The following is a 23,998-nucleotide window of genomic DNA, read 5'->3' on the forward strand; positions in this document are numbered from 1 at the left end:
GTAGCGTGTCCATAACCTGAATACAAGAGAGAATAGATATGGAAAGTCAGTCCGCCGTTTTGCTGCGCCGCCTGAATCACTACTGTGCCCGGGCTCTTGAAGGCGCGGCGTCGCTGTGCCAGACACGTGCCCATGCGGAAATTACACCGGAGCACTGGTTGTTAAAGCTTCTTGAACAGGGGGAAGGGGACCTGACGGTGCTCGCCCGCCGTTATGAATGGGATATGGATGCCGTCTGGCAGGCGTTGCTCAACTGGTTGGACAGACAACCCCGCTCGGTTCGAAGCCGACCGGAACTCTCGGTCTCGCTTCAGTCTCTGCTAAAACAGGCCTGGCTGTCCGCGACGCTGGCTGGCGACGATCAGATCCGCAGTGTGCATCTGTTAACCGCCATGACTGAAACTCCAGGGCTTGCCCGCTGCGAGGGGCTGTGGCCGTTAATGACCCTGACCACCAGCCAGTTGGAGAGGCTACGCCCGATTCTGGAAGCCCACTCAGATGAACGCCCTGAGGCTCAGGTCCGAGAGCCAGTGGGTAATGTGACATTTGTCGGCAGGGCGAGGGATCCGCACCGAGACTCTCAGGGTAAAACCAGTGGCGAAAAGCCAGACGTGACCCCAGAAGACGCCGTTCTGAACCGCTTTACTGTGGATGTCACCGCCCGGGCTCGTGACGGGAAAATTGACCCGGTGTTTGGCCGTGATAACGAGATCCGTCAGATGGTGGATATTCTTTCCCGCCGCCGTAAAAACAACCCGATTCTGGTGGGTGAACCTGGCGTGGGCAAAACGGCACTTGTTGAAGGGCTGGCACTGCGTATCGCCGAAGGGAACGTGCCGGAAAGCCTGAAGCCTGTGATTGTCAGAACGCTCGATCTGGGCTTATTACAGGCCAGAGCCGGGGTTAAAGGTGAATTTGAACAACGATTGAAAAATATCATCGACGCGGTACAGCAATCGCCGGTTCCGGTTCTGCTATTTATCGATGAAGCGCACACCATCATCGGAGCCGGGAATCAGGCGGGTGGGGCCGATGCGGCCAACCTGCTGAAGCCTGCTTTAGCTCGTGGGGAACTGCGCACTATCGCCGCCACCACATGGAGCGAATACAAACAGTATTTTGAGCGTGACGCCGCGCTTGAGCGCCGTTTCCAGATGGTCAAAGTTGACGAACCGGATGATGACACTGCCTGCCTGATGCTGCGTGGTCTAAAATCCCGTTATGCTGAATACCACGGTGTACATATCACCGGGGAAGCCGTTCGTGCTGCCGTCACGCTGTCGCGCCGCTACCTGACCGGTCGCCAATTACCGGATAAGGCTGTGGATTTGCTGGATACCGCCGCTGCCCGTGTCCGCATGAGTCTGGATACGTTGCCCGAGCAACTCACCCGGTTGCAGACCGAACTGACGTCGCTTGCGATGGAACAACAGGAACTGCTGGAGGATATCTCCCTGGGTAATCAGGTGGATACCTCCCGTCAGCCCGAGATTGAGCGCCTCACCGCAGAGCTCAACCTGCAACAGCAGACCTTTCAGTCTCAGTTTGCGACGGAAAAGCAACTGACAGAGAAATTGAAGGATTGCCGCAGTGATGTCAGCCGTCAGGAAGAGCTTGCGGCCATGCAGTCGGAACTGACACTGGCTCAGAATAACAGCCCGCTGCTGGGACTGGACGTCGATGCGCGCACGGTGGCGACAGTGATTGCCGACTGGACGGGCGTACCGCTTTCATCCCTGATGAAGGATGAACAGGCTGAGCTGCTAACCCTTGAAGATCAACTGGCAACCCGCGTTGTTGGCCAGGTTCCCGCGCTTAACGCCATTGCCCAACGTCTGCGGGCATCTAAAACCGGTCTGACGCCGGAGAACGGACCACAGGGAGTATTTTTACTGGTGGGTCCAAGTGGAGTGGGGAAAACCGAAACCGCGCTGGCGCTGGCAGATGTGTTGTATGGCGGAGAAAAATCGCTGATCACCATCAACCTCTCTGAATACCAGGAGCCGCATACCGTTTCCCAGTTGAAGGGCTCGCCTCCGGGTTACGTGGGTTACGGCCAGGGTGGCATCCTCACTGAAGCGGTTCGCAAGCGTCCGTACAGCGTGGTGTTGCTGGATGAGGTGGAAAAAGCCCACCGGGACGTGATGAACCTGTTTTACCAGGTTTTTGACCGGGGCTTTATGCGTGACGGGGAAGGGCGCGAAATCGACTTTCGCAACACAGTTATACTGATGACCTCCAATCTTGGCAGCGATCCGTTGATGCAACTCATCGACGAGCAACCGGAAGCGACAGAAAGCGATTTGCATGAGCTGATGCGTCCGATCCTGCGCGATCATTTCCAGCCCGCTCTGCTGGCCCGCTTCCAGACGGTGATTTATCGCCCTCTGGAACAAGACGCCATGCGTACCATCGTCAGCATGAAACTTGCTCAGGTGAGTCGCCGCCTGCAACGGCATTACGGCATTTCCACCCACATCGGGGAAAGCCTCTGCGACACCCTGACCATTGCCTGCCTGCTGCCGGATACCGGGGCTCGTAACGTTGACAGCCTGCTGAATCAGCAAATCTTGCCGGTGCTGAATCAGCAAATCTTGCCGGTGCTGAGCCAGCAACTGTTAAGCCGTATGGCGGCACAATGCAAGCCTTCATCCCTGACGCTGAACTGGGACGAAGAAGAAGGCATTGTGCTGGCATTTGATGAGCCAGTTGAAGGAGAGCTGCAATGAGTGATTCCCTGTCAAACAAAGCCGACAGCCTGGTGAAACAACCGCTAGGCCAGTCACGCTATCGGATGGATGTGCATGACTGCCCCCATTTTTTGGATGTGTTGAGTTTTCGAGCAGAAGAGTCATTCAGTCAGCCTTGGCACTACGCGGTGTCGCTCACTTGCAAAACGCCGGATATCAACTGCGACACGCTGTTGCTCAAACCCGCCTCGTTTACCTATCAGACGCCGATGTTTACCGGTGCGCCAGCCGTGCCGGTGCGTACTGTTTTTGGCGTGGTGGGCGCGTTTCGTCGAGTGTCCACTTCTAAAGATGAAACCCGTTATGCACTGACGTTGATACCTCGTATCGCCCTGCTGAAGCATACGAAGAACAGCGAGGTCTTTCTTAACCAATCCGTCACGGAAGTGGTGGAGCAGGTGCTGCGTAAACACGGACTGGAAGGTCCTGATTTTGATTTTCGCCTGTCACGGGACTATCCGACCCGGGAGCTCATCACCCAGTGGCGGGAAACCGATCTGGAATTCGTGCAGCGTCTGCTGGCGGAAGTGGGGATTTTCTGGCGCTTTGAAATGGATAGTCGCCTTGAGCAGGACGTGGTGATATTCCTGGACACCCAGGAACAGTACCAATTCGGCGTGACCTTACCGTTACGTAACCCCGCAGGCATGAGCGACAGCGGACAGGAAAGCATCTGGGATATCCATACGGCATACCAGGTGATGACGAGGAGTGTGGCGAACCGGGATTACAACTACCGCCAGGCGCTGACGCCGCAGGACAGTACGGATAGCATCAGTGGCAAAGAGGGGATCACTACGGGTGAAACCTATCACTACGCAGAGCCGTTCCTGTCAGAAGGTGATACAGAGAGTACGGAGACCGGCGCATTTTTTGCCCGTCTGCGCCACGAGCGGATTCTCAACAAGCAATACACCGTCAGCGGTCGTTCCACCAGCCCGTTATTGGCCCCCGGGCAGGTACTGGAAACAGACACCAGCAGCCTGCCAGAAGCCGTGAAAGACGGGATCGTTATCACTACGGTACGCAGCAGTGGTTCACGTAAAAGCAGCTTCAGGCTGGAATTTGAGGGTATCCCGTACACCGAAACCGTCTGCTACCGTCCGGCACTCATCAATCGCCCGGTGATTTCCGGTTCCCTGCCAGCCCGCGTGGAGAGCACTCAGAAGGGTGACACTTACGCCTGGCTGGATGAGCAGGGACGCTATCGTGTGAAGCTGGATTTCGACCGTAACAGCACCGAGCAGGGGTACGCCTATCTTTGGCTGCGTATGGCGAAACCGTATGCCGGTGATACCTATGGCTGGCATGCACCCTTGCTTGACGGTACAGAAGTTTCCGTGGTGTTTGACAGCGGTGACCCTGACCGGCCATATATCGCCTATGCCCAGCATGATTCCGAACACCCCGACCACGTCACCAGCGATAACCACACGCGCAATATCTGGCGTACCCCGGCGAACAACAAACTTCGCATGGAAGATAGGCGGCAGGAAGAGCATATCAAGCTCGCCACGGAATACGGCAAGAGCCAGCTCAATATGGGTCACCTGGTCAACGGCCAGCGTCAACAGCGCGGTGTCGGTTTTGAGTTGCGAACTGACGAATTCGGTGCAATCCGTGCGGCCAAAGGCATCTTCCTGACGGCGGATGAACAACCGAAAGCGCAAGGCCCTGTTCTGGAAATGACACCTGCCGTTAACCAGATCAACCAGGCCAACAGCCAGATGCAGTTGCTGAACAGTGCGGCGGAAAAAGCTCAGGCACTGACTTCAGATATCAGCACCCAGATTAGTCTTGTGACAAACCGGCTCAAAAACCTCCAGTCTGCCGCACTGCTGGCAAGTGCGCCACAGGGCGTGGCCCTCACTTCCGGTGAACACCTTCAGTTCACCAGCATCCGCAATACCATGATTAACGCCGGTCAGCACCTCGATATTGGCGCGATGAAAAACCTTTCTTTCACAGTTGAAAAGGCCCTGGGGCTGTTTGTGCATAAAGCAGGCGCGAAACTGGTCGCCAACCAGGGTGATGTGGAAATCCAGGCGCAGCACAACACGATGGCGCTGTTTGCCAAACAGCAGATAACAGTCACCAGCCGCGACGACGAAATTGTTATCAGTACACCCAAAACGCTGACGCTCAACAGTGGCGGTTCGTATCTGAAACTGAGCCAGAACGGGATTGAACATGGTTCTTCCGGCGACTATCTGGTTAAAGCCTCTCGCTACCAGGTGCCAATGGGGGGAGCTTCATTGGATACCGAAAGGCCAGTCTTTGACAAGACCTCCCTTGAACTCCTGCCCCCTGCAACAGATGGCAATATGTCACGCTAAGGATTGCGGTAATGAAAATATGCTTCCCGGTTCGCAAACAGAATGGCAGCGAATATTCTTCTCTGGAAGAAGTCATGGGCTTGATAGGCCGCGAGCCACATGGCTCATGGCTTGCAGGTACCAACCAACTCTGGCATGGGGGGATTCATGTCAGTCAGGTATCGGCACCAGGCTCAGTGCTCACAGCCGACTCTGTGGATACAGCAGTGCCCTTGCGGTGTATGGCAAAAGGTGAGGTGGTGGCCTGGCGCCTGAATCAGGATCACAAAAGGGCTGATTACAACGGAAAAGAATTACGTTACTCAAGTACATTTGTCCTGGTGAAGTCGACCTGCAAACCTGCCCCGGAAAAAGAGAATAGCTGGTTGGAGTTTTACTCGCTGTATATGGGCCTTGCGCCGCTGTCTGCTTTTCCAAAAGCGAAATGTTTTAAAGCCAAAACAGACGTTCGGAAGCGAGCTGCCGGTAACTTTGAGAACAGTGCTTCATCAGATGGTATCCCTGCGGCTCCGGCAAAAAGCGGAGAACTCAAAAAAGATACTCGGGTAATAGTCCATAAACAGAAGGAGTTTCGTAACGGCGGGGCTGTACAGCCTTTTGGTCTTGCGAAAATGCTGAATGCCAGTGGTGAAGCCTCTGGGGATGCTTTCTGGGTGACGCTGTTGCCTGAATTTATGGAGCCGGATGGTGAGCAGTATGCTCAGATGCCAGTGTGGATGCAGAAAGCAGTAAATCAGGGCATGTTTGATTCGGTAACCAAACCTGCTGCAACCCTTGAAATTGAGGCCGGAGATGCTATCGGTTTCCTGGGAGAGGATATAGCGCCTGCGGGTAAGAGCCAGGTTAATACCTGCCATTACGCGCATATTGAGGTCATCAGCACAGACTCACGAATGCCCGCTTTCCTGAATAATCCTGCGGGAATCACAAGTGGTCAGAAATTTGTTCGACTTCACGCTGATGCTGATTTGTATGCCAAATCAGGAGAGGGTGAACTGAGAGTCTTTACGAAAACGACGAGTAAAACTGAAAAAGACAGTGGAAAAATCCTTCGCGTTACCGATTGCAGCCCATTTGAGGATGCACAACACAAAACCTGGTATAAGATCAGTGATAACAGCTGGATGAGTCAGGATGACGTTGACCAACTGAATCAGTATGACCTGAAGGAACTGGGTTTCACTACCCTCGAAGAGGAAGCCTCGCAAGATGTATCGAAGTCACTGCGCGAAAACTGGGTAAAGGGTGCTTACGACTGGTTGTCAGAGCAGGTGGGTAAAGAGCGTGGAATACAGCAAAAGCAGGTCTCGGCGTTCTATAAAAATCTGGTCAAAAAGATAGATGCGGATGGGGATGGTGAACTTTCGGGAAAGGAGCTTTACAACGCGCTCCATCACCCGGAGCTGGGACTCAGGGACATTGCGGCACGTTTGGTTGTAAAGCACGACAGCGAATGGTTTGGAGGCAGTCGTCATCATCGGTGGAGTGTATTCTTTCAGAACTATGATCGACTGCGTATGGCATACGCGAAACAGTGGCTTGATGACTGCGAGTGGATGAGTCAGGTGGATGCGTTTAAGAGTGGAAAGCCGGTGTGGCATTTTCATCCGGTGATGTTTTTGAATGCGCTAAACAATGCACTAGAGCTAATTAATGTTGATGCTTTTCTTGCTATGTATGAAAGCGAACATGTTTCATTTGCCCCAGTAACGCTAAATCTGTCGCAAGGTTCAAAAAATAATTTACGGAAGTTACTGAAAAGTATAAATGATTTTTATTCCATATCTTCGGAATATAAACCAAATTTATATAGACTTTCTTATATGTTAGCTACAGCAAGGCATGAGACATATCATTTCACAACAGGTGAGTATTTTAGTGAGCAACCTGAAGTTGGGAGTGTAAGTTATTTTAATAAATACGACCCTGTATTAGCCGAAACGCAATCATGGAAAAACAGAGCTGTAGCCAATGGTAATACACATCAAGGAGATGGTTTTAAATATCGCGGGCGAGGTTGTGTTCATCTGACATGGAAAAACAACTATCAAAAGGCAAAGGAAAAGTACGGGGCGGATTTCGTAAGCCATCCAGACCTTGCCGGTGATTTTAAGTATGCAGTCCCAATCATGGTTTGGGGGATGGAGGATGGTATCTTCACTGGGAAAAAGATATCGTCATATATTAATGGCAGTGGAGTGGATTATGAAAGTGCCAGGAAGGTTATTAACGGTAATGATCAAAAAGTGTTAATAGCTTCTTACGCTAATAAATTCCAATCTATTTTAGAAAATACATCCTCTGCCCCTAAGGAATTCTAAACATGAACAAGTATATGGTTATGCTGATGGTCGCTTTAAGCGGTCATTCAATGGTTGGTTTTGCCAAAGACGCAGTGATGTATGGATATGATAAATCAAATCATGAGATTTATGCACAAAACGGTAACAAAAAAGGAACATTGAAATTTGAAGAAGATTATACAGGAAACCCTTCGTACTCATTCGATTTTTTTTCTGGAGCTCCTGCGATTATAGCTGATGGACAGTCACTACATGACTCCACTGTTTATGCCACCTTAAATTACAGTAATGATAAATTTAACATTGATTGTTTATATTATAATATTAAAAGCAAAAAAAATGGAGTGTTGATAAAAGAGGGTGTTTGTGGGTTAGACATGTCATCACCGGAAAAATATTCTGATTACATAGATCAGAAAGTTAATGAAATTGAAGATGACATGGATTCTACGGACACCAGCTTGATATTAAATGGTAAAATGAGTTACCTACCCATTGTAATCTATAAAAATAAAGGCAAATTATTATATAAACTTTACAATAATAAGCAAGCAATGTTGGATGATAAGTACTCGGTTTTATCTATGACTAACAATGGTGAATGTGAAGTTTTTACTAATAATCCATGGGTTATATATAACGCTCAAGACCCTCAGCAGGCTGAAATAATGTCTGAAAAAAATGCCAATGGGAAAATTGAACTAAATAAAGCAACCCCCCAAACTTCAGAGGTCAATGAGTGCTTATTATACCCTGCGATAAGCATTAAGCAGCCTAAAGCTTTTTTTTATGACTCATCCTTTAATGTAACAAAATCATATCTTATTAAAAATGACAAGATTAATTTATTATCCGTGAGTGCTGATGGGAAATGGTGCAAAGCAAGATATATTAACAATAAAAACATACCTATTGATAACAACATGCTGTGTTCTGATTTAACTATTTAGTCTCTGGTTCTGAAGTTGATAATTTAACAAAACAGCGCGCTTTACCCAGGAGAATATATGTTAGCAATAATTCGTATTGGCGACAAAACCACACATGGTGGCACCGTTCAATCGGGCTCATCCAAGATGATTTTTGGCGGCATTGGTGTGGCTCGTAAAGGGGATAAGGTTTCATGTCCTGTTCAGGGGCACGGGCCAACCACCATTGTGGAGGGTAATCCGGATTATCTGGACAACGGTATTCCTGTTGCTTTTCACGGTCATAAATGTGGTTGTGGCTGCACTCTTATTACCTCTTTACCGGACGCACTGGTCGGTTAATCATGCCTGTTAATCTCGATGCAATCCCGGATAAAGCACCCGATATTCAACGTCCCTTCACCTTTCGTTGGGTCATGGCGGGGGTAATTATTTTTCTTATCGGAGTTGGTATTACCCTCTGGTTCTGGCAAGGGGAGCGAACGGGTTTTAAATTCTGGTTTGCAGCAATTTGCCTTCCAGTGCTGAGTTGGGGAAGTCTTTTCGCCTTGCGCCGTGTTGGATACAAACTGGAACGCGTCGGTACCCATTCATGGAATAAAGAACGGGAAGCATTAATTGCATCAGAAACAGCAAGGGGACAACGTTTTGCCTGGCTGGTGGATGAGTACCTGATTAATGCACTTGAAACAGGTGAACCTGGTGACAAGGAAACTCAGCAGGCCACACTGGATAAATCTTCAATGATTAATCATTGCCTGGCGAGAGATGGTGTCAGCACGATAAGGCATACAGCCTTACCGGACTTGGGAACCTCAAAAGGGATATTTGAAAGTTATGTGGGGGATATCAGCGGTCATGCCATAAGCATGCTTGCCCAACTGCCTGTCACTATGCCGTGTTATATAGCATTTGACCTCAGCGATAACCTTTCTGAATTAGCGGATGCTTTATTTTCAAAGATTGACTTGCCCCTGCGAAGAATACGTAATCTGGCTGGGATCAGTATTCTCGATTACTGGCTGGATCAGCATCATGATATTCCAACGGCAATACTTATTATCAGTGCTCAGATTTATGACGTTCCGCCACAGGACAGTGGTGAAGCCATCACCATGATGCTGATGAGTAACCGCCGCCTCCCTGCTGTTACTCCTTCACCGGGTATTCGTATTCATCGCCCACAAATTAACAAGCTGGATACGCTTAGTCATGCACTGAGCAGAGCAATGCTCTGGGGAAAACTCGACATGACAGCGCCATTAAGGGGATGGATAACAGGTGGGAAGCTATCAAGTGAGGAGATATGGAGCAATGCCTGTACTGCTTTAGCACCGAAATTGACAGCACAAAGAAACGTCAACCTAGACACCGTGATCGGTTATGCCGGTGCAGCGGCCCCTTGGCAATCATTGATTCTGGCAGCAAGGCAATCTCAGACCGATGCTGAGCCACAGATGATCGTCGTGGAAACCTCCTCTTCCTGTCACCAGTTATGCGCCGTGACCTCAGAAAAAACATCAGGGATTGTGTAAATCAGTCATGAAAATCTCATACATTATTGGTTCTGTCGCGCTGTTCCTTATTTGCGTGGTTCTTATTTTATCGGGTCTTTTCTGGTTCTGGCCGGAGGCAACCGCCAGGGTTACAGGTTTTGGCCCTTATGACGGTAAGGGGATCGCGCTGTACTGTGCATTACTTATTATCGTAGCGGGGGGAATTGCCTGGGCCATCGAACGCGTGTTTGAGCGTGCAGGTAAAACAGGGGTGCATGTCAAATGGCGCTCTAATCAACTGGCGGAAAATGAAGTGTTATCAATCACGAGTCATACAGATGAAGAAACATCGCAATTTGTCCCTGAATTAATCGCTGAACATCTCAATCTTCGCTATGGCCGTCATTGGAAACGCAAAATCCGTATTTTGCTTGTACAGGGCAACGATGACGATATTGAAAAGGCAGTGCCGGGCCTTACTCGTGACTTATGGCAGGAGAGTGAGGGTTGCGTCCTCATCCACGGCGGAGATGCTCAGTCACAACCGGAAAAAGCATTCTTCACTACGTTAAAACAGATAAGACCACGTTGCCCGCTGGACGGCATTGTTCAAGTCATGAATACCTCAGCGTTACCGACTGATATCGAGCGCGACGCCTTTTTACGCTGCCGCCAGAAAGCCGATCAACTACTGGGTTGGCAGGTTCCTGTCTGGCTGTGGTTGACCGACAAAGAGTCCGGCGCTCAGGAAGGGGCTGAGGAAGTTGCGATCGGCACCATGTTCGGCCCGGGCGCGACGCCAGATGACGCCAACGCAACGCTGAATGCGCTGGTACCACGTTTACGTCAGGTCGGCATGTCTCAAGTACTGCGCAACCCTCAGCATGACTGGCTACTGCAACTCTCTTCCCGTTTGCAGGGCGAACTGAAAGCGAACCTGAACGTTTTGTTTAATGGGCTGATGCAGGGTTCTGCCGCCTATCGCCTGCGGGGGGCAATGTTCAGCCCTGAGCTGTCTGTCGCGGGGTCGGTACCCAATACCCGTCTCGATACCCCAACATGGAAAGCGCTCATCGACGACTGTGATGCGGTACGGCCTAAAAAACTCACTGTCGACGGGCTGAAAGTGCTCCGTTTATCGCTGCTGGCTCTCGTTACCCTCTGGGGGGCTGGCACAGCGTTATCACTCGGCGTCAACCGGGCGCAGATTTATCAGGCGCAGGATACCGCCCGTCTTGCCGCTGATACCCAACAGCCACTGGCTGAGCGTCTGCGTAATCAACTGGTGCTCCAGCAGGCCATTGCTCGTCTGCAAAACCGTGAAGCGACCGGAGCCCCGTGGTACACCCGCTTTGGCCTCAATCAGGACCACGATACCCTGGCCGCGCTTTGGCCGTTGTATGCCCGTAACAATGCCCTGCTGATGCGTGATGCCACCGCAGATCACCTGAAACAACAGCTGAATGCCTTTGTGCAACTGCCACCGGCCAGTGACGCCCGTGCGCAGGACACGCAACGCACCTACGATGTGCTGAAAAGCTACCTGATGATGGCCCGACCGGATAAAGCGGAGGCCGGGTGGTTGGCGAAAAATGTGCTGACCTCCTGGCCGAAACGCCAGGGCGTTCCAGATGGCGCCTGGCAGGAGCTGGCCCCCAAATTATTGGGGTTCTATGCGCAGAACCTCCCGGCACATCCGGAGTGGAAAATAAAGCCCGACGCCGGACTTATCAGCAATGTGCGTCAAATCCTGCTCAAGCAGATTGGACAGCGTAACGCTGAGTCCGGGCTGTATCAGGACATGCTTAAGCGCGTTGCCAGCAACTGGCCCGATCTGACGCTCGCAGACATGACCGGCGACACCGATGCCTCCACAGTCTTCAGTACAGAAGAGGTAGTACCTGGGATGTTCACCCGACAGGCCTGGGAAGAGCAGGTTCAGGACGCCATTGACGAGGTGGTCAAAACCCGTCGCGATGAAATCGACTGGGTGCTGACGGACAAAACTCATCAACCGGGGAGCGATATCGCCCCCGAAGCCCGTCTGACCGAACGCTATTTCACCGATTTTGGCAATGCCTGGCTGAATATGGTCAACAGTATTCAATGGCAGGAAGCCAGCTCACTTTCGGAGGCGATTGCCCAGCTCAACCTGGTGGCTGACGTGCGTCAGTCACCGCTGGTTGCGTTGATGAACACGCTGGCCTGGCAGGGGAAAACCGGTCAGAAGGGTGAAGCGCTGGCAGATTCGATTGTGGATTCGGCGAAGAAACTGATGGGTCAGAAGAAGAACGCAAAACAGTTCATTGAACAGGCTCAGGGACCCAAAGGCCCGCTTGAGGGCGTATTTGGTCCGCTGCTGGGACTGATGGAAGGAAAGGAGGGGACGGGCAGTAATGGCAACCTGAGCTTCCAGTCCTGGCTTGCCCGCGTCACGCAGGTACGTCTCAAGCTTCAGCAGGTCACCAGTGCGCCAGACCCGCAGGCGATGTCTCAGATGCTGGCTCAGACCGTTTTCCAGGGCAAAGCCATCGATCTGACGGATACCCGTGATTACGGCAGTCTGATGGCCGCAAGCCTCGGGCAGGAATGGAGCGGTTTTGGCCAGTCGTTGTTTGTGCAGCCGCTCGATCTGGCCTGGCGACAGGTACTTGCCCCGGCCGCGGGAAGCCTGAATGTTCGCTGGCAGACAACGATAGTGGATCAGTGGAACAAAGCCTTCGCCGGTCGCTATCCGTTTAACGCCACCGGCAGCGATGCGTCCCTGCCATTGCTGACCCAGTTTCTGCGTAGCGACTCAGGGCGAATCACCACCTTCCTGAAAACCAACCTCGGCGGCATCCTCCATCAGGAAGGCAATCTCTGGGTGGTGGATCCTGCGGCCAGCCAGGGAATGGAGGTCAATCCGGCATTCCTGAGTGCGATTAACCAACTCGCGGAAATCTCGGACATTATCTTTGCCCAGGGCGATGCCGGTGTGCATTTCGAACTGATGGCAAGACCCTCCCGTGATGTCGCCCGCATGCAACTGTCCCTTGACGAGCAGAGCCTTGACTACTTCAACCAAATGGAGAGCTGGCAGAGCTTCGTCTGGCCAGGGAACACGTATTATCCAGGCGTTCAGCTCAGCTGGCGCAGCGTGAATTCAGGCATGCGGCTGTATGCAAATAATCAGGGTAACTGGGGGTTCATCCGTTTGCTGGATAAGGCACAGATCACCCCGCTTGATGGAAGCCGTACCCAGTTGGTGTGGAAAACACCGGATGGTAATCCGCTGAAATTCGTCATGCGAAGTGAGCTGGGAGATGGCCCGCTTGCGCTACTGAAACTCCAGGGGTTTCGCCTGCCGGAGTCAATTTTCAGCGTTGATGCTGAAATGGAGGACATGCAATGAGTTCACCGCAAGCCCTGTTAACAGCATGCACCACGGATAAGGAAGAACAGCAGCGCCTTCTCTCCCAGGCAGCCAGAGCCCTGTCGCTCTGGGATAACTGGTTACACCCATGCAGTCAGGAACTGCATACTGGGGAAGACCCGGCCTATGACGATGATTTCCAACTGATGCGCGAAGAGATCAATAAGATCTCGGGCACCGATGCGGAAATATTGTGCGCGCTGGCGGAAAAGTTACTTTGCCGTACCGCCAAAGATATCCGCGTGGTGACCTGGTACATCCAGGCCCGTCTGCATCGTGACGGTGAGAAGGGGCTGGCGGAAGGCTTAACGTTGCTGGTGGCGATGCTCACCCGTTACGGTCAGCAAAACCACCCCCAACGCCCCAATGCGCGTAAAGGGGCACTGGAATGGCTGAACAGCGGTAAAATGCTCGATACCCTCACGCTCTGGCCCGAGGTGGACCGGGACGATACGGGTTTGACTGTGGGTGCTGTCAACCTGCTGGCGACTGCCGTCAGTGAATGGCCTGACAGCGAAAGGCCGTCATTTGCCGGTCTCTGTTCCGCATTGGAAAATCGCCTGGCGCGTTCCGGTGGCATGGGGTCACTCATCCCCCAGAACAGCAGTACCCAGGAGCCGGGGCGCGGATCCGAAACAGCGAACTTGCCACAGTTGTCTGCCGTAAAGTCCGGGCGCGATTTGCTTGACCAGACAAAGTTCCTTTCCCGCTGGCTGGGTGAACAACCGCAGGGCTGGCTGGCTTCTCACCGACTGATGAAAACGGTGCGCTGGGATACGGTTGATCAGATCCCACCGCTGGACAGCAGCGGGCGAACCCGTCTGGTGCCACCAAAACCGGAGTACCGGGCTCAGTTAAAGCGCCTGTACCTACAGAAAAACTGGGCTGAACTGGTTGAGCAGGCCAGCCAGATGTACTGCGAAGGTGTGAACCACTTTTGGCTCGATCTTCAGTGGTATCTCTGGCAGGGACTCAGTCACGGCGGTCAACCCTGGGAAGCCTGGTCAGATTCTGTCATTCACGATCTGCGTTTCTTGCTGAAACGCCTGCCCGGGCTTGAGCAACTCACCTGGAATGACGGCACCCCGTTCGCCGATGAAGTCACGCAGGGCTGGATAAACGAAAAAGTCAGTGAAGACAGGCTTATGTTCCACGATGAAGCCGCCATGGTGACAAACAGTCAGGTGGACGATGTGCTCTCGCTGGAAGCAGAGGCGATGGAAAAGGGCGACAGTGAAGGGCCTGAAGCCGCGCTCTCCTGGCTTCAGACCCGTCCAGGTTCAGATACGCCGCGTCAACGCTGGCTGGTACGACTGCTGATGGCCCGGGTGGCCGAGCAGTACGGACGCAACGAAATGGCGCTGCATCTTCTGGGCGAACTGACGGCCAGTGCAACGCAACTGACGCTGGGAGACTGGGAGCCCGCGCTGTTGTTTGAAGTGCAGGCTCGTCGCCTGAAACTACTGCGCATGAAAGCTGGTCGCAGCGAGTCCGATAAGGCTCGTCTGATGCCCGAGATGGACGCCCTGCTGGCAGGTCTCATCGCCATAGATCCTTCCCGTGCCATGGTGCTCTGTGGCTGAATTTATATCCATACCCGTCATACTTGAAGCTGCCTCTGTGTTGGCTGCGCTCGCTTCCCCGAATCACTTACTCCAGTAAGCTCAACGGGATGCACTCCCTTGCCGCCTTGATGCAACTCCAATTATTCAGGGTATACAACTCCAGGATATCCCTGCATGGATGATTTAACCCTGCGCTACTACGAGGCTGAAATGCGCTACCTGCGCGAGGCCGGTAAAGAATTTTCCCGCGCCCACCCGGATCGGGCGGCAATGCTCAACCTGGATAAACCAGGCGCACGTGATCCGTACGTAGAGCGTCTGTTTGAAGGTTTTGCCTTCCTGATGGGACGCCTGCGTGAAAAACTCGATGATGACCTGCCAGAACTGACGGAAGGGCTGGTTAGCCTGCTGTGGCCGCATTACATGCGTACCATTCCGTCGCTGGCGATAGTGCAGTTTTCCCCCGACTGGCGTAGCCTTCGACAGGCGGAATTATTGCCGGAGGGCTTCTCGGTGCTGTCCCGCCAGGTAGGGCCGCATAAAACTGCCTGCCAGTACCGGACCACCCGAAATGTGCCGCTTCAGCCGCTGCATCTGGCGGATGCCCGCCTGCATACCGAAACCGATGGCCGCTCCGCTATCCGTCTGCGTTTTGAATGTACAGAAAAAGTGGACTGGATCGAAGCCGGGATCGATAAAGTCGGCATTTATCTCAATGCCGAAAACCCGGTCAGTTCTGCGCTGCATCTGGCGATGACGCGCCGCGTACATGCCATGTATACCCGCCATGCTGGTACACATACCGAACGCCGGAAATTTGAGGGCTGGTGCCACCCTATGGGCTTTGATGACGGTGATGGGCTGTGGCCGAAAGGTGACTCCGCCTTCAGCGGTTATCAACTGCTGCTGGAATACTTCAGCTTCCGGCCGAAGTTTATGTTTGTTGAACTGCACGGGCTGGAGACCATCGGGCTCAATCCGACCAGCAACTGGTTTGAAATCGACATTGTCCTGACTGAGGCCTGGCCATCCGATCTGCCCTTTGAAACTGAAAACTTCCGTCTGCACTGTGCGCCAGTTATTAACCTCTTTACGCTTGAGGCCGACCCGCTGACGCTCAACCCGCTGGACAATGAATATTTGCTGCGACCATTACGCCTCCAGGACGGCCATACCGAGATTTACAGCGTGGACAGCATCCATGGCGCGGTGAAACACGGCAAACATCCTTATGTACCCTTTACCAGCTTCCGCCACCGTGGCGGCATGATGCGTCACGATGCCCCTGAGCGTTATTACCATACCCGGGTGAAGCGCGGTGCTTCCGGCCTGTATGACACCTGGTTGATCCTCGGCGGGCGCTCTTTCGAACTGGATCAGTTGGCGGAGAAACCCGAATCGCTCTCGATGCGTATCACCGGTACCAACGGCCAGCTTCCGCGTAAGGCACTGGAAAGCACCCTGCTGGATCGAGTCGTGAAAGCGGGCAAAGTGCCGGTCAGAGTGCTGAACGTGTCAGCACCGACCCTGCCACTGTATCCACCCGCGAACGACCGTTTTCACTGGCGGGTAATGAGTCATCTTGGCTCTAACTTCCTCAGCATGATGGACAACCCGGAAGTGCTGCGGGGAACCCTGGCGCTGTATGACTGGACCGATGATGAGATGAACCGCCGACGCCTTGACGCGATTGTCGCGGTGAAGCACCGACTTATCCGCCGATTTGAGCAGGGATTTATGCTGCGGGGTGTGGATATCGAGGTCACGCTAAATATGGATAACTTCGCAGGCGAGGGCGATGTGAATCTGTTCGGTGAGATGTTGCATCGCTTCTTCGGGCTGTATGCGGATATTCACCTCTTTAACCAGCTCACACTGGTATTGCAACCGACAGGGAAACGACTGAGATGGCGCGAGAACCACAGTCAGCACGTACCGGGCTGACGCTGGCCCTCAACAAGGACATCTGGCGGGCCAACTTTTACCGCTTTTGTCAATTACTGGAACAGGAAATCCCGGGTTTGCCAAAACTGGGCGCAACCAGCCATCCGGGAACTGATCCAGTACGATTCAGACCGTGGCCGGGGATGGGGTTTCCAGTCAGTACGCTGAAAACCGTTGAGACGGATAAAGACCATCCCGACCTTCCTCCTACCGTGCGGACCACCTTTCTGGGCATGTACGGCGTTGATTCGCCGCTCCCGGGCATGTATCTGGACGACATTGCACAGTGCCGGGAAGGGCATGAGGCGGTCACCTCCTTTCTGGATATCTTTAGCCACCGTATTACCACCCAGTATTACCGTATCTGGCGTAAATATGCCTATCCGGCTACCTTTGAGGCCGGAGGGTGTGACGCCACATCACAGTGTCTGCTGGGGCTGGTGGGTCTGGGCATTCCGGGCACGACAGAACAGGTGGCAACACCGGTATCGCGCTTTCTGGCACTGCTCGGCACCATGCGTTTACCCACCCGAAACGCCGAAGGGATCCGCGCTCTGGTCAGTCTGCTGGCTCCGGATACCCGGGCCATCATCACCGAACCCGACCCGGTCAACGCGCATATAGAAAACCGCAGCGGGCTGGGGGCCGGGAACCGCATCCGGCTGTCGCAACGGGCGACACTGGGTAAAACCGGGAAAGAGGCATGCAGTCGGGTACTGGTTACGCTGACCACAGAAAACCCCGAAGAGGCCGCTGGCTGGTTACCTGGCGGTCATCTGCATACCGACCTGCTGGTGCTGATGCGTGTCTATCTGGGGTATCGCAGCGATGCGCGGCTGAGGCTTACCGTGCCGGTGCGACTGCTGCCTGAGCCTCGCCTGGGCAAAGGCCGACGTATCCAGCTCGGACGCACCGCCCTGCTCGGGCTGAAAGAGGGCAAACTCAGCAATAAACGGGAAACGTTGACCGTCAGTCTGGGCTGCTACGAAGGGCTGCAATTCTCGTCATTAGCTCCAGCCGAAGACGGCCATTACCGCTTTGAATAATCACTCATCCATTTTGAATAATCACTCACAATCCCCAAAATAATTCGGATTGCAGGAAGGCGGCAAGCGAACACGTCCCCGGGAGCATAGCAAACTATGTGACCGGGGCGCGTGAGTACAGCCAACGCATCTGCAATCTGAAGTATGAAGGGGATTTAAGGAACTCCTGAATGGCAACATTAACCCGGTGGCGGGCGCTGATGCTCATTGCCTGCTGCCTGCTTGCAGGCTGCGGTCTGACCCAGACCGTCACGGACGGTGCGGTAAGCATGACGACATCCATCTTCTATAAAAAGATCAAAACGCTGCATCTGGATTTTTCTCCCCGCACGGCTATCAACGCTGACGGCGAACAGACCCCGCTGGCGACCATGGTCCGCGTGTACCAGCTTAAAGACCGCAAGAGTGTGGATTCAGCCGATTACCAGACGCTGCTACGCACCGCCGACGCGGTACTGAAAGATGACCTGCTGGCATCGAAATCCCTACTGGTGATGCCCAAAGGCAGCGTGACGCTCAATATCCCGATGGATGAAAATGCACAATTCGTGGCTGTGGTGGGGCTGTTTAACCGTCCGGACCTGAAGGACAACCGCTGGCGTCTGGTGCTGAGCCGCGACGATCTCGACCCGGACAAACCGCGCACCATTGAACTGGGCGACGGCTGGCTGAGCCTTGTGCCGGAAAAGGAGTAAGGTGATGGATAACGGGTTACAACTTTTCGACGGACAGATCCGCTACGTACTGGATATTAATGACAGCCCGGTCCGGCCTGATGTTTTGCGCTTTCGCGGGCGTGAAGCCTTAAGCGAGCCGTTTAGCTGGGACATCGAATTCACCACACCGCAGTCAAACATTGCCCCTGAGCAGGTGCTGATGAAGTATGCCAGCCTGCGGATGCGCAACGGCAAGATGGTTCACGGTATTCTCACCCGGCTGGAGTGGCTCTCCACGTCTGCTGATCAGTCACATTACCGCGTCACGCTGAGTTCCCGCCTGGCGCTGTTGTCGCACAGCCGGCAGTGCGCTGTGTACCAGAACCAGTCGGTAACGGAAGTTGTGGAGCAGGTACTGCGGTCACACGAGCTGGAAGGCGCTGATTTCGAATTTCGTCTGGAGCGTACCTACCCGCAGCGTGAACTGATCACCCAGTGGCGTGAAACGGATTTGCAATTTATTCAGCGATTGCTCTCTGAGGTGGGGATTTACTGGCGCACAGAGATGGACAGCGCCCGGGAACTGGACGTGGTGATATTTGCTGACAGCCAGCTTAACTATCAGTTTGATATACGCTTGCCTTACAGCGAGCCGTCCGGTCTGTACGATGGCGCGGCAGAATCGGTCTGGGGCGTGCGCACCTGGCACAACGTTGTGACGGGCAGTACCGCAACGCGGGACTATAACTACCGCACCGCCACCACCCCGCTGGATGCAATGGTCAGCCTGCGCAGCGATGCCGTGACCACCGGCGAATATTACCGCTATGCCACCCCTTATCGGGAAGCCGGTGATGACACCGACCCGGAGCCGGAAACGGAAAGCGGGGCGTTTTACGCGCGTATCCACCACGAGCGCGAACTGAATAAATCTGCCCGCATTCATCTTTTCAGTAACGCGTCACACCTCACGCCGGGTCAGGTGTTGGAGCCTCAAGGGAATGTCATTTCGGCGCTGAAAGAGGGCGTCATTATTACGCTTGCCACCTTCCGGGCCTCGCGTGATTCCCGTCTGCATGTGTCCGTGTGGGGCATGCCGTACAGCGAACGCTATAGCTTCCGTCCGGTGGAAATTGCGCGCCCGGAAATCCACGGCACACTCCCGGCCAGAATCGAAAGCCGGAAGAGAAACGACATTTACGCCTGGCTGGATGAAACGGGCCGCTACCGGGTGAAGCTGGACTTTGACCGGGAAGGGGCAGAGCAGGGTTATGCGTACCTATGGCTGCGCCAGGCCAAACCTTACTCTGGTGAAACCTACGGCTGGCATACGCCGCTTATCGACGGCACGGAGGTGGCGATTGCCTACAGCAACGGCGATATCGACCTGCCGTATATCGCCCATACGCTGCATGACTCAGCACACCCTGATCACGTAAACCGCGACAACCGCAGCCGCAATATCCTCAGAACCCCTGCAAACAACAAATTGCGGATGGAGGACAAACGCGGGGAGGAGCATATCAAGCTCGCCACGGAATACGGTAAAACCCAACTGAACATCGGTCACCTGGTGGATACACAGGGTAAACCCCGTGGCACTGGTGCAGAGTTGCGCACCGATGAACGGGGCACGATACGCGCCGGGAAAGGGTTGTTTATCAGTGCTGACGGGCAGGCAAAAGCGCAGGGTGATGTTCTGGATATGGACGCCGCCCTGAAAGAAATCAGCCAACTGCAACATCAGCTTCAGCAGCTTGAAGTGGCCGCAGAGCAGGCCCAGGCACTGAAGGCGGATATCGACAGCCAGATACAGATGTTTGAGCAACGGCTGAAACCGCTTAATGAGGTTGTACTTTTCTCAGCACCACAGGGAATGGCGTTCACCAGCGGCGAGCATTTGCAAATGGCGGCAACGAAGAATGTTGCCATCAATGCCGGGGACGATATCAGCACCGGCGTGATGGGCAATATGACAGCCCTTGCCGGGGAGAAGCTGGGGCTATTTGCCCGAACGGGGCAACTGAGTCTGAAAGCCGGTGAAGGGCCGATAGACATGCAGGCGCAGAACGGTAATTTGCGGCTGTTTGCGGAGAAGAAACTGACACTTACTTCGGAAGGCGATATCTCCTTTGCCGGTAAGAAACGTATCACCCTGATTGGCGGTGGCAGTTATCTGAAGCTGGAGCCGGGGAAGGTGGAATATGGCACGACCGGGACGTATATGCGGAAGGTGAAGCGGACGATGGCGGCGGGAAGTAACTCGCAGCCACCGGATCTCCCATTTTTGCCTGGGCCTAACGATATTTTCCGACGGAGTTTTATCCTGGTTGATGACAGAACCCTTCAACCAATATCAGGAATTGAGTATGTATTAACATTGCTTACGGGATCTGTTTCCAAAGGCTGTTCATGCGATAATGGTCTCACCAGTTTTGTTAGTCACTCGGAGGAGACAGAAGTCGAATTAAGTATTTTAAAGCAAGAGTCATTATTTATAGGGTAACCTTATGGCTGATGTGAAAATAAAGTCAATGCTAACCGATAAGAGTGAAAGCCAACAAAAAGTTCCGATTAAGATTTTCAAAATAACAGACATTCCTGGTGTGATGGAAAAAAAAGGTTGGATTGAGTCAGCTCGCTTTATGCGGAAATGGTTCTATGATCCATTTTACGAGATGAGTAAAAAAGAAAAATCAAATAAAGTTGATATGCATGAAATAGATAAGCAACACATACTCGACGATCTATCCTTTGAGTGGCTTTACACAGCATCCAATAGGGTTGGCCCCGTTATCGATGAAGTAGTGCGGAACATATCCCATGTGCGTGAATATAATTGTTACCTTGGAAGGGTTGAGGGTCTAACCAAGCAATTGTCGAATGGGTTAATTGCTTTGATCAGTAGATTGGAGCAATTGGGTCTTATTGATTTAAAGAACAAAGTTATCAAGAGCAATGTCTTGGATTTTAGCAAATTATCTGCGATTGAACTTGATAAAACAAGTCAGTTCAATTATTTTCCAATAGGAAGTATGTTGTGGGAAAAGGCGGCTGATGAATTGGATGATGTGTATGGAGCATTGGGTTCATTTATAATTAAGATTGCATTTTTAAATATGATAATAACAAAAGATAAGATAGGTTTTTTCAAAATGGAGATAAGTGAGATCGGGTTGTATGTCAGAGATACTTATGAGTTCATGAATGATGGTGATGATCAACCGCTTGGTTACTGGGGGTGGGATAATGTGTTTAAACCAGGTATCATAAGTGAATTATTTGAAAAAAATAAGATAAGTCAAGATGGCAAAGATTATTATAGAGTTACGAGTGGATCATTTATACAGTATAGAGAGAAATGCAAGGGAGAAGGTCGCAATACAACTGGGGATTTTTTTGTATATTCTACAGTGAAAAAAATACCTGTGGATATAGTCATTCATTTGAGTGGGGTAGATTTAGACGAGTATGCGGCAAGGAGTAACAGGAATGTATAATTCAATAAAATTAATAATGAATTTTTTCTTGCTAGTGTGTGTTTTAGTATCGCTCACTCTTTTTGCAATAAAGATTCTGGCCTATAAAAATGCAAAGCCAAGCGAAAAAGTATGGAATGTTTATAAGTCTTGTTATTTTGTTTCGTACATCCCTAACTACAAACCTTATGGAGGAATTGGACGAGTTTTGCGTCTGTTCTCCAATCAATCTTTTTTTGTTGTTTATAATAAATCCGGTGAAGAATTGAGAAGTTCCGCTTGGTATTTCTGGGAGTATCAGTTCTCTGATTTAGTTGCACCTGGATGGTCTGGCATTGATTTTTTATATCCATCCGACCATGCTCTTTCTGGATGGACTTTCCGTGAATGCGGAGCTTCACAACAATCATGAAAAGAAAATTAGCTTCGCTCTGATGAGGGATCTGCGCGGTGAGGAGCATATCAAGTTCGCCACAGATACAGTAACGAGGCATAGGGCGAGATGCTGGATATGGTGCGGCGCTGAAGAAAATCGACCAGCTTAACCAGTAGCTTGAAATGGCGGCAGAGCAGACCCGTGTGCTGAAGGCGGATATCGACAGCCAGATACAAATGTTTGAGCAACGGTTGAAACCGCTCACTCGTACTTAATTATAACTAAAGATGGAAAAGGGAAAATGACACCAAAAAAAGATGATAAAGAACACAACATCGAACGTAAGTTACTATATGTAAATAATGAAAAATATGCCGCAGATGCATACAGAGTGCTTTCATAGGATGACGATGCTCAAATTCTCTTGTAGACGTTTCCCTCTGTCATTCCCTCCAAAAGGGGAGGGTGACTGGAAAAACAATCTTCAGGGTGGAAATGGTTCATATCCGGCTGTTAATGTGGTGGAGAAGGAGAATGATATACCAGCCATCTCTTTAGGAGTACCAATATCAAATGAGGAGTTTAGTAGGTATGCTATTTGGAACAGATAAATCCACCTCAATAACAAATAAACTTATTATTGGTTTTTTCTGTGGTGTATTATACCGAACGCTATCTCTGTTCCTGGAAATGTTTGTAATGATCTTCCGCACTCCACATAAAGTGTATTACACTACAAATATTTTCATTTTCTATTCTTTTATTCTAATGTGGGTTGCATTTTTTTAACCCCATTCCTTAGAATGAAGACCGGAGTTATGATGTCGATTTTTCTTGTGTGCTATCTTTGGTATGAATTTTGGAACAATAAATTACCTTTACGCTCGGTGCTATTTTTATTTTCTGCACTATCTACTTATGTTTTTCTATTTGCAAGTTCTTATACTGGTGGAAATTATTATGTTAATAAATTTATTTCAGGGTTTCTGGGCGGAATACCTTTGATTGTTGTTACTTATTATCCGTTTTACTTATATATGGAAACCTATCATTTTCGTATCTTGTCGATATCGATTGCTAGCTTTGTTTCGTTCGTTATATTATTAGTATGGATTTCAAAAAAATATCAATAAGTTATATCCACTCGATGTCGCTGTCAGATTTACATAGGTTAATTATGTATTAACCCTTACAAATTAGAATCCCCCATTAAATATATTTACTATATGAACAGAAAACCCCCCTCACTGTATGAAATTCTCACTGGAAACTTCACGGGTGACTTACCCCTTGAAGCCGTTAATGAAGAAGAACAGGTAATTTTATCTGTACTGGATAATATCCAGCGAGTCCTGAATTCACGCGCCGGTACACTATCTCATTTGCCTGATTACGGAATACCCGACATGACTAAAATTCTGCAAGGCATGCCTGGGACCGCTCATGAATTGAGAGACATCCTTGCCGGTGTATTGTTGCGTTACGAACCGCGTTTGCAGTCGCTGGATGTCACTCTTCTTGAACAGGATGTTCCTGGCGAGTTGCGTTATGCCATCGATGCCGAACTGAAAGGGGTTGGCCTGATCCGCTACGGCACAGAATTTATGCCAGAGGGTAAAGTGATGCTCAGGTATTTGAAACAGCAAAATTACCTGGAAAAGAGCCAGTTTATTTAATCCCCAAACAATCCACATTCAAAACGG

Annotated in this window: 15 protein-coding genes and 1 pseudogene; all 16 read left to right on the plus strand. The window is 51.5% G+C overall.

What is annotated here, in order from left to right; genetic code table 11:
- The first annotated feature begins 38 nt into the window (after nucleotides 1-38).
- The 16 genes and pseudogenes from tssH to tssE all read left to right on the plus strand — a co-directional run bounded on the left by tssH (nucleotide 39) and on the right by tssE (nucleotide 23,971).
- The gene (gene tssH / locus DRI82_RS01035) at nucleotides 39-2,729 is read left to right on the plus strand and encodes a type VI secretion system ATPase TssH (protein WP_114191647.1); all 2,691 of its coding nucleotides are present in this window, start codon (nucleotides 39-41) and stop codon (nucleotides 2,727-2,729) included.
- Entirely contained in the window at nucleotides 2,726-5,086 is a 2,361-nt protein-coding gene (locus DRI82_RS01040) for a type VI secretion system Vgr family protein (protein WP_114191648.1), read from the plus strand. The genes tssH and DRI82_RS01040 overlap by 4 nt, the downstream gene beginning before the upstream one ends.
- 11 nt (nucleotides 5,087-5,097) lie before the next feature.
- Complete coding sequence (locus DRI82_RS01045) at nucleotides 5,098-7,407, plus strand: hypothetical protein (RefSeq protein ID WP_114191649.1); 2,310 nt, start codon at nucleotides 5,098-5,100, stop codon at nucleotides 7,405-7,407.
- A 2-nt stretch (nucleotides 7,408-7,409) separates the two neighbouring features.
- Entirely contained in the window at nucleotides 7,410-8,339 is a 930-nt protein-coding gene (locus tag DRI82_RS01050; protein ID WP_114191650.1) for a hypothetical protein, read from the plus strand.
- A 57-nt stretch (nucleotides 8,340-8,396) separates the two neighbouring features.
- A complete protein-coding gene (locus DRI82_RS01055) occupies nucleotides 8,397-8,660 on the plus strand; it encodes a PAAR domain-containing protein (protein ID WP_114191651.1) in 264 nt (87 codons plus the stop codon).
- A 2-nt stretch (nucleotides 8,661-8,662) separates the two neighbouring features.
- Nucleotides 8,663-9,853: a hypothetical protein gene (locus tag DRI82_RS01060; protein ID WP_114191652.1), complete on the plus strand. Its 1,191-nt coding sequence runs from the start codon at nucleotides 8,663-8,665 to the stop codon at nucleotides 9,851-9,853.
- Between the two features lie 7 nt (nucleotides 9,854-9,860).
- A complete protein-coding gene (locus tag DRI82_RS01065; RefSeq protein WP_114191653.1) occupies nucleotides 9,861-13,208 on the plus strand; it encodes an ImcF-related family protein in 3,348 nt (1,115 codons plus the stop codon).
- Complete coding sequence (gene tssA, locus DRI82_RS01070; RefSeq protein ID WP_114191654.1) at nucleotides 13,205-14,812, plus strand: type VI secretion system protein TssA; 1,608 nt, start codon at nucleotides 13,205-13,207, stop codon at nucleotides 14,810-14,812. The genes DRI82_RS01065 and tssA overlap by 4 nt, the downstream gene beginning before the upstream one ends.
- Before the next feature lie 156 nt (nucleotides 14,813-14,968).
- Entirely contained in the window at nucleotides 14,969-16,738 is a 1,770-nt protein-coding gene (tssF, locus tag DRI82_RS01075; RefSeq protein ID WP_114191655.1) for a type VI secretion system baseplate subunit TssF, read from the plus strand.
- Nucleotides 16,702-17,784: a type VI secretion system baseplate subunit TssG gene (tssG, locus tag DRI82_RS01080; RefSeq protein ID WP_114191656.1), complete on the plus strand. Its 1,083-nt coding sequence runs from the start codon at nucleotides 16,702-16,704 to the stop codon at nucleotides 17,782-17,784. Before tssF ends, tssG begins: the two co-directional genes overlap by 37 nt.
- A gap of 170 nt (nucleotides 17,785-17,954) precedes the next feature.
- On the plus strand, nucleotides 17,955-18,479 hold the full coding sequence (tssJ, locus tag DRI82_RS01085; RefSeq protein WP_114191657.1) for a type VI secretion system lipoprotein TssJ: 525 nt from the start codon (nucleotides 17,955-17,957) through the stop codon (nucleotides 18,477-18,479).
- A gap of 4 nt (nucleotides 18,480-18,483) precedes the next feature.
- A complete protein-coding gene (locus DRI82_RS01090; RefSeq protein ID WP_114191658.1) occupies nucleotides 18,484-20,946 on the plus strand; it encodes a type VI secretion system Vgr family protein in 2,463 nt (820 codons plus the stop codon).
- Between the two features lie 4 nt (nucleotides 20,947-20,950).
- Complete coding sequence (locus DRI82_RS01095) at nucleotides 20,951-21,940, plus strand: DUF6402 family protein (protein WP_114191659.1); 990 nt, start codon at nucleotides 20,951-20,953, stop codon at nucleotides 21,938-21,940.
- Complete coding sequence (locus DRI82_RS23720) at nucleotides 21,933-22,331, plus strand: hypothetical protein (RefSeq protein ID WP_157967987.1); 399 nt, start codon at nucleotides 21,933-21,935, stop codon at nucleotides 22,329-22,331. The genes DRI82_RS01095 and DRI82_RS23720 overlap by 8 nt, the downstream gene beginning before the upstream one ends.
- A gap of 104 nt (nucleotides 22,332-22,435) precedes the next feature.
- Nucleotides 22,436-22,558 (plus strand): annotated as a pseudogene (locus DRI82_RS24640) (DUF2345 domain-containing protein); the annotation flags it as partial.
- Nucleotides 22,559-23,521: 963 nt separating this feature from the next.
- The gene (tssE, locus tag DRI82_RS01115) at nucleotides 23,522-23,971 is read left to right on the plus strand and encodes a type VI secretion system baseplate subunit TssE (protein ID WP_114191662.1); all 450 of its coding nucleotides are present in this window, start codon (nucleotides 23,522-23,524) and stop codon (nucleotides 23,969-23,971) included.
- Nucleotides 23,972-23,998: the final 27 nt, after the last annotated feature.

The organism is Edaphovirga cremea (genome assembly GCF_003332275.1).
GTDB classification, from domain to species: Bacteria; Pseudomonadota; Gammaproteobacteria; order Enterobacterales; family Enterobacteriaceae; genus Edaphovirga; species Edaphovirga cremea.